Here is an 8609-nt window from a genome sequence, read left to right on the forward strand (position 1 = left end):
TCTTTATCGGAAGTCAGGCTAAAGCCTGACCTACAGAAACCCGCGGAGGAAAGGACGCCCTATCCCTCCTTGCTCTCCACCTCCGGCCGCTTGCGCGCAAACGGATACGCGCCGCGATGCGCGGGCCCTTTCGGCGGAATCATCAGCGACAGCACCATCGTCACTGCCAGGATGCCGAGCGTCGCACCGAGCGACCACACCACCGGAATCTTGTAGACGTCGATCAGCAGCATCTTCGTGCCGATCAGCACCAGCACCAGCGCGAGGCCGTAGGACAGCAGGTGAAAACGTTCGTGCATGCCGGCGAGCAGGAAGTACATCGCGCGCAGGCCGAGGATGGCGAAGACATTCGACGTCAGCACGATGAACGTGTCGGTGGTGATGGCGAAGATCGCGGGAATGGAATCCACCGCGAAGATCACGTCCACGATGCCGATGAGGATCACGACGACGGCCAGCGGCGTCGCCACGCGCACGCCGTCGATCCGGGTCGTCAGCCGTTCACCGTCGTAGTCCGGCGCGATGCGCATGCGCCGCCGGATCCATTTCAGCGCGGGATTCGATTCGAGATCGGGCTCCTGCCCGGCAGCCCACCACATCTTGATGCCGGTGAACACCAGGAACACGCCGAAGACGTACAGAATCCAGTGAAAGCGGCTGATCGCCCAGGCGCCGATGAGGATCATGACGGCGCGCAGCACCAGTGCCCCTAGGATGCCGATCATCAGCACCCGCTTCTGGTAATCCGCCGGCACCGAGAAATACGTGAACAACATCAGGAACACGAAGATGTTGTCGACCGCCAGCGCCTTCTCGACCAGGTAGCCCGTGATGAACTCGAGCGACTTGTCCTTCGCCAGCACCTGCGCCGCCGGATCGGCGCTGGCGCCGCCCAGGTACCACCACATCCACGCGACGAACACGAAGCTCACTGCCACCCAGATGAGCGACCAGATCGTGGCTTCCCTGATGGAAACGGCGTGCGCTCCCTGTTTTCGCAGGGCAAAGAAATCGACGAGCAGTGCGATCAGAACGAAGGTCGCAAACAGCGACCACATGAGGGGAGTTCCCGTCATACGGACCTCGAAGGCAATGAGGCTGTGGCGAACAGCCCCGGCGGTGTATTGCCCTTCGCGGTCTTGCCCGTCATGCGCCGTCGCATGATGCGGTGCCGGGACCTGCCTCACACGCCGTGAAAGCAGATCCGTACTGACGACACCGCAGAGCCTTGCGGCCCAGGCTACTCCCCTAGGAGAGGCGCGAGGATTAAAGCAGGCCGGTTACCGGGCGGTCAACGTGCAACTCCACTCATCCGATGCAAAACACCCATCCTGCATGGCACTCTTCCCGCACTCCCTTCGCCAACGCAACGATCCCCATGCCGAGCATTGCATTCGACTGCGACGGAACGCTCGTCGACAGCGAACCTCTTCACAACCGTGCCGACGTTACCGTGCTGGCGCAGTTCGGCATCGTCCTGGATCCGCAGGAGCATCTGCGGCGATCGACGGGTATCGGCCGGACCGCGATGCTGCGCATCATCGAGCAGGAGCATGGAGTCACGCTGCCTGCCGACACGCAGCAGCGGATCGAAGCGGAGCTGCATCGTCTCGTTGCCGCTGAACTCGAACCCATACCTTCGGTAGTACGCGTGCTGACGGCGCTGAGCGAACGAGGTGCGCACATGGCGGTTGCGTCGAACTCGCACGCCGCATACATCGAGCAGGCGCTGCAGTCCTGCGGCATCCGTCATTTCTTCGGCGATCGCATCGCTTCATCGGATCATGTCGAACGCCTGAAGCCGGCGCCCGATATCTATCTGCTCGCCGCCCGCATGCTCGGTACATCTCCCGCACAGTGCATCGCGGTCGAGGATTCGCAGGCGGGCGTCGTTGCAGCGCACGCTGCAGGCATGCGGACCATCGCCTTCTGTCCTGCCGGGCATGTATTCACGCCAGCACAACTGGAACGTGCCGGCGCGCAAACAGTCATTGGCGATTTCGATGCACTACTGGATCTGATTACGTGAGCCTGGCTCGCCTGCCCTGCCGTCCCCTCTTCACGAACCCGCCGACGCATGCGCAGAAGCACGTAAACCGCGCATTGACGCTTCCTCCCAAGCTGGCACGCTCGACGGGCAACGGGCCCGCGACGTCATGATGCAGTGCAGAAAACCCGGACGCGCGCGTCAGGCTCCCGTTGCGTCGGCAATCGTCCCACTCCACAGCGAGGTGACATCATGAATTTGCGCATCGTCGTGTCAGATGAACGTGAAGCCAATTTCTTCGATACATCAAAACTCACGGGCCCGCTGACAGGACGAGGATCGATACAGAACGGCGCCGCAGGATTGAAGGACACCGACCTGGAAACCGATCGCCCCGGTCGACGCCACGGCGGGCCGACGGGCGTGAATCACGGCCACTCGCATGGCGTCGACGGCGAGCGCAGCACGGAGCGTCATGACGTCGAACTGTTCGCGAAGGCCGTTGCGCACCGCATCGACGCCGATCGCGCCAGGAATGATTTCGACAAGCTGCTGCTGATCGCACCGCCCAGAATGCTCGGGCTATTGCGCCAGTCGCTGTCGACGCAGGCGCGTTCGCTGCTCGCGGGCGAGGTATCGAAGGATCTGATCCGCCAGGACGGCAAGGCCATCCTGAAATTCATTCCGGACGATACGTTCTTTCAGGCGCGCTGACTTCCTCTGCCTTCGCCGGATATCTGCGCGACTCTTCCAGCGCGCGCTGCACGTCAGGCACCGGGCTGGCCTGGGGCAGCGTATCCGCCACCTTCGCCTCGTCGGTCGTCGGGTCCGCCTTCACCGTTTCGCTCTTCGCGCCCGTTCCCGGCGCGGAGGGCGAAGCGCCCGATTTGCCTTCCGAGGGATCGTCGCGATCCGTTTCCGTGCGCGTCATTCGATTTCACCTCGCCCGTTCGTGCCTGATACGGCTTCAATGCTGCGCCAGACCATCTGTTCCGCGACACCCGGATTTGTCCGCAAGGACGCGATTGAAAATACCGAAACCGCCATCGACAATCGCTCACCCCCGCCCCGGAGATCATCATGAGTCAGAACATGAGCCGTCGATTCGCCATCGTTGCCGGTCTGGTCGCCGCGCTCGCGCTGGGCCTGCCTGCGTCCTCCGACGCTGCCGATGCCGCGAAAGTGAAGATCGGCATCATCGGCGCCGGCAAGGTCGGCAGCGCACTCGGCACGGTGTGGGCGAAAGCGGGCCATCCGGTGATGTTCTCGTCGCGGCATCTCGATGAGGACAAGGCACTCGCGGCACAGGTCGGCGCGAATGCCAGTGCAGGCACGCCGCAACAGGCCGCGGCGTTCGGCGACGTGATCGTCATGTCGGTTCCCTACAGTGCGCTGCCGGACCTCGGCAAGTCGCTCGCCGCGGAACTCAAGGGAAAGGTCATCATCGATGCCTGCAATCCCTTTCCCGCCCGGGACGGCGAGATCGCGAACTGGGCGCGCGAGAAAGGCGCCGGACTGGCCTCCGCGGAACTGCTGCCCGGCACGCGCATCGTGCGCGCGTTCAACGCAGTCGGTGCCGCACGCATGGCCACGGCCCATGAAACGCCCGGCCAGATCGGACTGCCCATCGCCGGCGACGACCGGCAGGCGATCGAGATCGCATCGACACTGATTCGCGAGATCGGCTACGAGCCGGTGCTGATCGGCGGGCTCGAGATGGGCAAGCATCTGATGCCTGGCACGGCGCTGGCGGGGGAGCGTTCGCCGGAGGAAGTGCGGAAGGTCGCGGCGGGACTTTGATAGCGGCAAGTGCTGGAGCAGTCGGGCTGAAGCCTGACCCACAGCCGGATCGCTCGGCCTGTGGGGCCGGCTTCAGCCGGCCTGAGAATCGTCAGGCTGAAGCCTGACCTACAGCCGGATCGCTCGGCCTGTGGGGCCGGCTTCAGCCGGCCTGAGAATCGTCAGGCTGAAGCCTGACCTACAGTCAGACAGCCGGATCGCGCGCTTCGCTGCGCACTCGCTTGCCTGCAGGCGCAATGGGTCCCTCGTGATACTGCCAGTCGCTATAACGTATAAGAAAAAGGGAGCGACGCATGCAGTTCCTGTTCCGGATGATGCTGAAAAAGCTCGGTGTCACGCAGACGCATCCGGTGACGATCCGGAAAAACATCAGCGTGCGGATGCCGGACGGCGCGGAACTCGCAACCGATCTCTATCTCGGCAGTCCCGACACCAGGGCACCCGCCATCCTGATCCGCTCGCCCTACGGCATCAGCGTGCTGCTCGCGGCAGGCATGGCGTATCCGCTCGCCGCGAGCGGATACAACGTCGTCATGCAGAGCTGTCGCGGCACGTTTGCCTCGACCGGCAGATTCGATCCGCATCACGACGAGCAGCGCGATGGTCTCGCGACCATCGAATGGATCAAGCAGCAGCCATGGTGCGACGGCGCGATCGGCACGTACGGTCCGAGCTATCTCGGCTACACGCAATGGGCTGTCGCCGCTGCGGCGGGTCCTGAAGTAAAGGCCATGGGCATGCAGGCAACGCTCGCGGATTTTTCGCTCATGACCTACATGGGCGATTCGTTCGCGCTGGAGAACGCGCTGGGCTGGACGCACATGGTCAACACGATGCAGAAGCCGAACGCCATGCTGCGTCTGCTGCTGCAGCGATTGACGAAACGCCCGGCGATCAGCGCGGCGCAATGGCGCCTGCTGCCGCTCGGCAGCCTGGACGAGAAAGTCGCCGGCAACCGTGTCGACTTCTGGCAGGACTGGATGCAGCACGACACCCACCGCGATCCGTGGTGGGCGCCGATGAACCATCGCCGCACGATCCCGCAGGTGAAGCGTTCCATCACCATGGCCGCGGGCTGGTACGACATCTTCCTGCCCTTCCAGATGGAAGACTTCGCCGCGCTGCGTGCGGCCGGATGCGATGCGCGCATCACCATCGGCCCGTGGCGTCACCAGGATTTCGGCATGGGTCACGCCGGCATGCACGAGTCGCTCGCGCTGTTCGACCGGCAGCTGCGCGGCAAGCCTGCGGCGCCGCCTGAAAAGCCCGTGAAGCTCCAGGTCATCGGCACGCAGGAATGGCGCTACTTCGACCAATGGCCGCCGCGCGAGGCGCGCGCCGAACGCTGGCATCTGCAGCCCGGGCGAATGCTGTCGCAGCAGGCCGCACCGGATTCGGCACCCGACACCTATCGCTACGACCCCGCCGACCCGACGCCCTCGGTCGGCGGCCCCGCGCTCGACATGGTTCCCTTCTCGGTCGACAACACGCGGCTCGAGGCGCGCGCCGATGTCATCACGTACACGTCGGAACCGATGACACGACAGCGCGACATCATCGGCCCCGTGACGGCCGAGCTGCATGTGTCGTCCACGGCCCCCAGCGCCGACTTCTTCGTGCGGCTATGCGATGTCGACGCGAATGGCGTGTCGAAGAACGTGTGCGACGGCCTGCAGCGCGTACGCATCGACGCAGCGAACACGCCGCAGCGGGTGCAGGTGCAGTGCTGGCCGACCGCCTATCGCGTGGCACCGGGACACCGTCTGCGCGTGCAGGTGTCCAGCGGCGCGTTTCCGCGCTGGGCCAGGAATCCCGGCGGCACGGAGCCGATCGCGACGGCGACGCGGATGCAGGCGGCAACGCAGTCGGTGCATCACTCCGCCGCGCAGCCGTCGGCGATCATCCTGCCGTTCGTGGATTCCTGATCTACCGGCTCCAGCCGCCGCTGAGTTCGAAGCGCAGGCCGACGGCCCAGCCGGAGTCGAGCTGCGGATCCATGCCGGGATTGCGGATGTACTGCACATCCGTCTGGAGCGCGAGCCAGTCGGCCGCATCGAACCGGTAGGTGAGTTCGTAGTTGTACTCGCGCGCCTCGGTGGCGAAGCCCGCCTCGGCCTGGGCACGACGATAGGGATCGCCGAGTTCGGCAACGGCAATGGCGACGCCGATCTGGTCGCGCCCGGACACGAACAGTCCGCTGTAAACGGCGCCCGCGCCCAGATAGCGGCCGACCGGATTGATGTCCGCCTGCGCAGCGCCGACGCGCACGAACAGATTCAGTCCCTGCTCCGCTGCATTCGCGAAGAACGTCGGGCTCTCGACGATGGCGTAGGCGCCGGCATTGTCGTCGCGCTGGCGCGGCTCGCCCGCGGAAGTCGTGGCGGTGAGATCGTCGAACTGCGCCGTGTACTGCCAGTAACCGAGGCCGGTGCGCAACCCGGATTCGGCGCGATAGTTCACTTCGCCCACGAGCAATGCGCCCTCCTCGCTCGAGAGCCGGATGGCGGTGCGATCCGGATGGTCCGGGTCGCCGGGCACACCGTCGAGCGCCGCAGCCTGGATGGACCACGCGCCGAAGTTCTTCTGCGCGCGCACCGCCAGACCCGTCACCGGAAAGATGGAAGGCCCGTTCCGGCCCGACTGCGAGAAGTCCGGACCGATGCCATGCGAGGGATTGATGAAGAGTCCCGCAGTCTCGACGCTGTCGAACTCCGAATTCAGATCGTAGAGACCGAAGCGGATCGACTGTTCGCCGCTGCCGAACTGCCACTGCGACCAGAGTTCGTACAGCCGCACCGCACGCGTGGTTTCGATGTTGCTGATGCCCTGCATCGCGCCGCTCAGTTCGTCGGCGAACGCATGACCGTTGTTGTAGATCACGTAGCCGAAGAGCTGCAGTCCCTCCAGGCCCAGCAACTGCCCGCCATCGACGGTGGCGGTGACTTCGAGATTGTCCAGGTAGCGCTCGCCGCTCGCGATGCCGCCCGAGACCTGACTCCAGATCTCGCCCGTGTAGGCGGATTCGACCTGCAGCAGGCTGGTTTCGGCTCCCTCCTGTGCAATGGCGGTCGATGCCACCAGGAGACAGAAGATGGCCGGCAACGGGCGATACATAAGCGCGTCCAGATGGATGACCGATGACATGTCCACTTCATCGGCGCACGGGCGGCTGGACTGAACGTGCACCACCCTAAGGGAAACCCTGATTCTTTTCTCTCTGAACAAGTTTCCGGATGAACGGCCGATAGCCGTGCCAAGAGGCAGTTTCCTCATCGAGGGCGGAGCGTTTCCATGCAACTCACGATCAAGTCCCGGCTCATTGGCGTGGTCGTACTCATGCTGGTGCTGATGGGAGTCCTGGGACTCACCAGTCGCCACAGCCTGTTCGTCGTGAATGGATCGCTCGACAGCGTCATCATGACCAGCCACACGCTGCGCAATCACATCGAAGGCGACATGATGCATGACGCGCTGCGCGCCGACGTGCTGGCCGCACTGCTGGCCGAGACACCCGAAGCACGCGACGCGGCGAACGCCGGCGTGCAGCAGCATGCGGAAACGTTCCGCCTGCTCGTCGACGCCAACCGTCAGCAGGCGCAGGGCGACACGCGCGCCGCGCTCGACGAAGTACGGCCGTCACTGGAGAAATACATCGCCAGCGCCGAGGCGATCGTTGCCACGGCGGCGACGGACAAGGCCGCGGCGCATGGCATGCTGCCGGGCTTCCTCGCGGCGTTCGCGGATCTCGAAGGACGCCTGGCCGACGTCAGCGGCCGCATCGAAGACAGCAGCGACCACGCCGAAGGCGCGGCAGCAGAGGCGATTGCGCACGCGGACAGGGTCGGCCTGACCATCCTCGTGACCGCCGCCCTCATCGCACTGGCGGTCTCGTGGATGTTGGTCCGCTCGATCGCGCAGGGCATCGCCCAGCTGGCCTCGACGATCACGCGCATCGCCCGCGGCGAACTCGGTCGCGACATCCGGATCACCAGCCGCGACGAACTCGGCGAACTCCTGGTAGCGCTGCAGGGCATGGACCGCAAGCTCAGCGAGATCGTCCAGTCCGTCTACGGCAGCGCCGAACAGGTCGGCACGGCGGCGCGCGAACTCACGCAGGGCAACGACGATCTCAGCCAGCGCACGCAGGAACAGGCGGCGGCGCTGGAGGAAACGGCTTCGAGCATGGAAGAGATGGCCGCCACGGTGAAACAGAATGCCGACAATGCCCGCGAGGCCAACCAGCTCGCCGCCAGCGCGCGCGGCCAGGCCGACAAGGGCGGATCGGTGGTCGAACGCGCCGTGAGTGCGATGAACGAAATCAGCGCATCGAGCCGCAAGATCTCCGACATCATCGGCGTCATCGACGAGATCGCGTTCCAGACGAACCTGCTCGCGCTGAACGCCGCCGTGGAAGCGGCGCGTGCCGGCGAACAGGGCCGCGGCTTCGCCGTCGTCGCCTCCGAGGTCCGCAATCTCGCACAGCGCAGCGCCAGCGCCGCGCGCGAGATCAAGGTGCTCATCAGCGAGTCGGTGGAGAAGGTCAAAGCCGGCACCGTGCTGGTCGACGAATCCGGACGTTCGATCGCCGACATCATGGACAGCGTGAAGAAAGTCACGGACATCGTGGCGGAAATCTCTGCCGCCAGCGAGGAGCAGTCTTCCGGCATCGATCAGGTGAATCGTGCGGTGGCGCAGATCGACGAAGTGACGCAGCGCAATGCCGCGCTGGTCGAGGAAGCCGCCGCCGCCAGCAAGTCGATGGAACATCAGACCCAGCAGCTGCTGACGGTCATGGGCTTCTTCAGTCTCGAAGGGCGTGACA

8 protein-coding genes are annotated in these 8609 nt (G+C 64.8%); 5 read left to right on the forward strand and 3 right to left on the reverse strand.

Features of this window, described 5'->3' with window-relative positions; genetic code table 11:
* Window positions 1-59 precede the first annotated feature (59 nt).
* Window positions 60-1076: a TerC family protein gene (locus tag V7D81_RS06180; protein ID WP_324315263.1), complete on the reverse strand. Its 1017-nt coding sequence runs from the start codon at window positions 1074-1076 to the stop codon at window positions 60-62.
* A 302-nt stretch (window positions 1077-1378) separates the two neighbouring features.
* On the opposite strand from V7D81_RS06180, the gene V7D81_RS06185 reads away from it, so the two are divergent.
* Both V7D81_RS06185 and V7D81_RS06190 read left to right on the forward strand, forming a co-directional pair.
* Complete coding sequence (locus tag V7D81_RS06185; protein ID WP_324315264.1) at window positions 1379-2029, forward strand: HAD family hydrolase; 651 nt, start codon at window positions 1379-1381, stop codon at window positions 2027-2029.
* 210 nt (window positions 2030-2239) lie between these two features.
* Window positions 2240-2701 (forward strand): host attachment protein, encoded by a 462-nt coding sequence (locus tag V7D81_RS06190; protein ID WP_324315265.1) that lies wholly within the window; start codon window positions 2240-2242, stop codon window positions 2699-2701.
* Here V7D81_RS06190 and V7D81_RS06195 read toward each other — a convergent pair.
* Window positions 2667-2918, reverse strand: a complete 252-nt coding sequence (locus V7D81_RS06195) for a hypothetical protein (protein WP_324315266.1) — start codon at window positions 2916-2918, stop codon at window positions 2667-2669. The two genes, V7D81_RS06190 and V7D81_RS06195, sit on opposite strands and share 35 nt — an antisense overlap.
* A gap of 149 nt (window positions 2919-3067) precedes the next feature.
* Between V7D81_RS06195 and V7D81_RS06200 the strand changes: the two genes are divergently transcribed.
* Entirely contained in the window at window positions 3068-3787 is a 720-nt protein-coding gene (locus V7D81_RS06200; RefSeq protein WP_324315267.1) for an NADPH-dependent F420 reductase, read from the forward strand.
* Between the two features lie 293 nt (window positions 3788-4080).
* Complete coding sequence (locus V7D81_RS06205) at window positions 4081-5712, forward strand: CocE/NonD family hydrolase (RefSeq protein WP_324315268.1); 1632 nt, start codon at window positions 4081-4083, stop codon at window positions 5710-5712.
* A gap of 1 nt (window position 5713) precedes the next feature.
* Here V7D81_RS06205 and V7D81_RS06210 read toward each other — a convergent pair whose 3' ends face one another.
* The gene (locus V7D81_RS06210) at window positions 5714-6931 is read right to left on the reverse strand and encodes a carbohydrate porin (RefSeq protein WP_324315269.1); all 1218 of its coding nucleotides are present in this window, start codon (window positions 6929-6931) and stop codon (window positions 5714-5716) included.
* A 147-nt stretch (window positions 6932-7078) separates the two neighbouring features.
* On the opposite strand from V7D81_RS06210, the gene V7D81_RS06215 reads away from it, so the two are divergent.
* On the forward strand, window positions 7079-8609 hold a 1531-nt coding region (locus V7D81_RS06215; protein WP_324315270.1), incomplete at its 3' end, for a methyl-accepting chemotaxis protein.

The organism is Povalibacter sp. (assembly GCF_036735925.1).
Classification (GTDB): domain Bacteria; phylum Pseudomonadota; class Gammaproteobacteria; order Steroidobacterales; family Steroidobacteraceae; genus Steroidobacter.

Bases quoted from the DNA above. Each gene is read 5' to 3' on its own strand.
- V7D81_RS06200 (WP_324315267.1), top strand. From the start codon at position 3,068: ATGAGTCAGAACATGAGCCGTCGATTCGCCATCGTTGCCGGTCTGGTC.
- V7D81_RS06180 (WP_324315263.1), bottom strand. From the start codon at position 1,076: ATGACGGGAACTCCCCTCATGTGGTCGCTGTTTGCGACCTTCGTTCTG.
- V7D81_RS06195 (WP_324315266.1), bottom strand. From the start codon at position 2,918: ATGACGCGCACGGAAACGGATCGCGACGATCCCTCGGAAGGCAAATCG.
- V7D81_RS06205 (WP_324315268.1), top strand. From the start codon at position 4,081: ATGCAGTTCCTGTTCCGGATGATGCTGAAAAAGCTCGGTGTCACGCAG.
- V7D81_RS06210 (WP_324315269.1), bottom strand. From the start codon at position 6,931: ATGTCATCGGTCATCCATCTGGACGCGCTTATGTATCGCCCGTTGCCG.
- V7D81_RS06185 (WP_324315264.1), top strand. From the start codon at position 1,379: ATGCCGAGCATTGCATTCGACTGCGACGGAACGCTCGTCGACAGCGAA.
- V7D81_RS06190 (WP_324315265.1), top strand. From the start codon at position 2,240: ATGAATTTGCGCATCGTCGTGTCAGATGAACGTGAAGCCAATTTCTTC.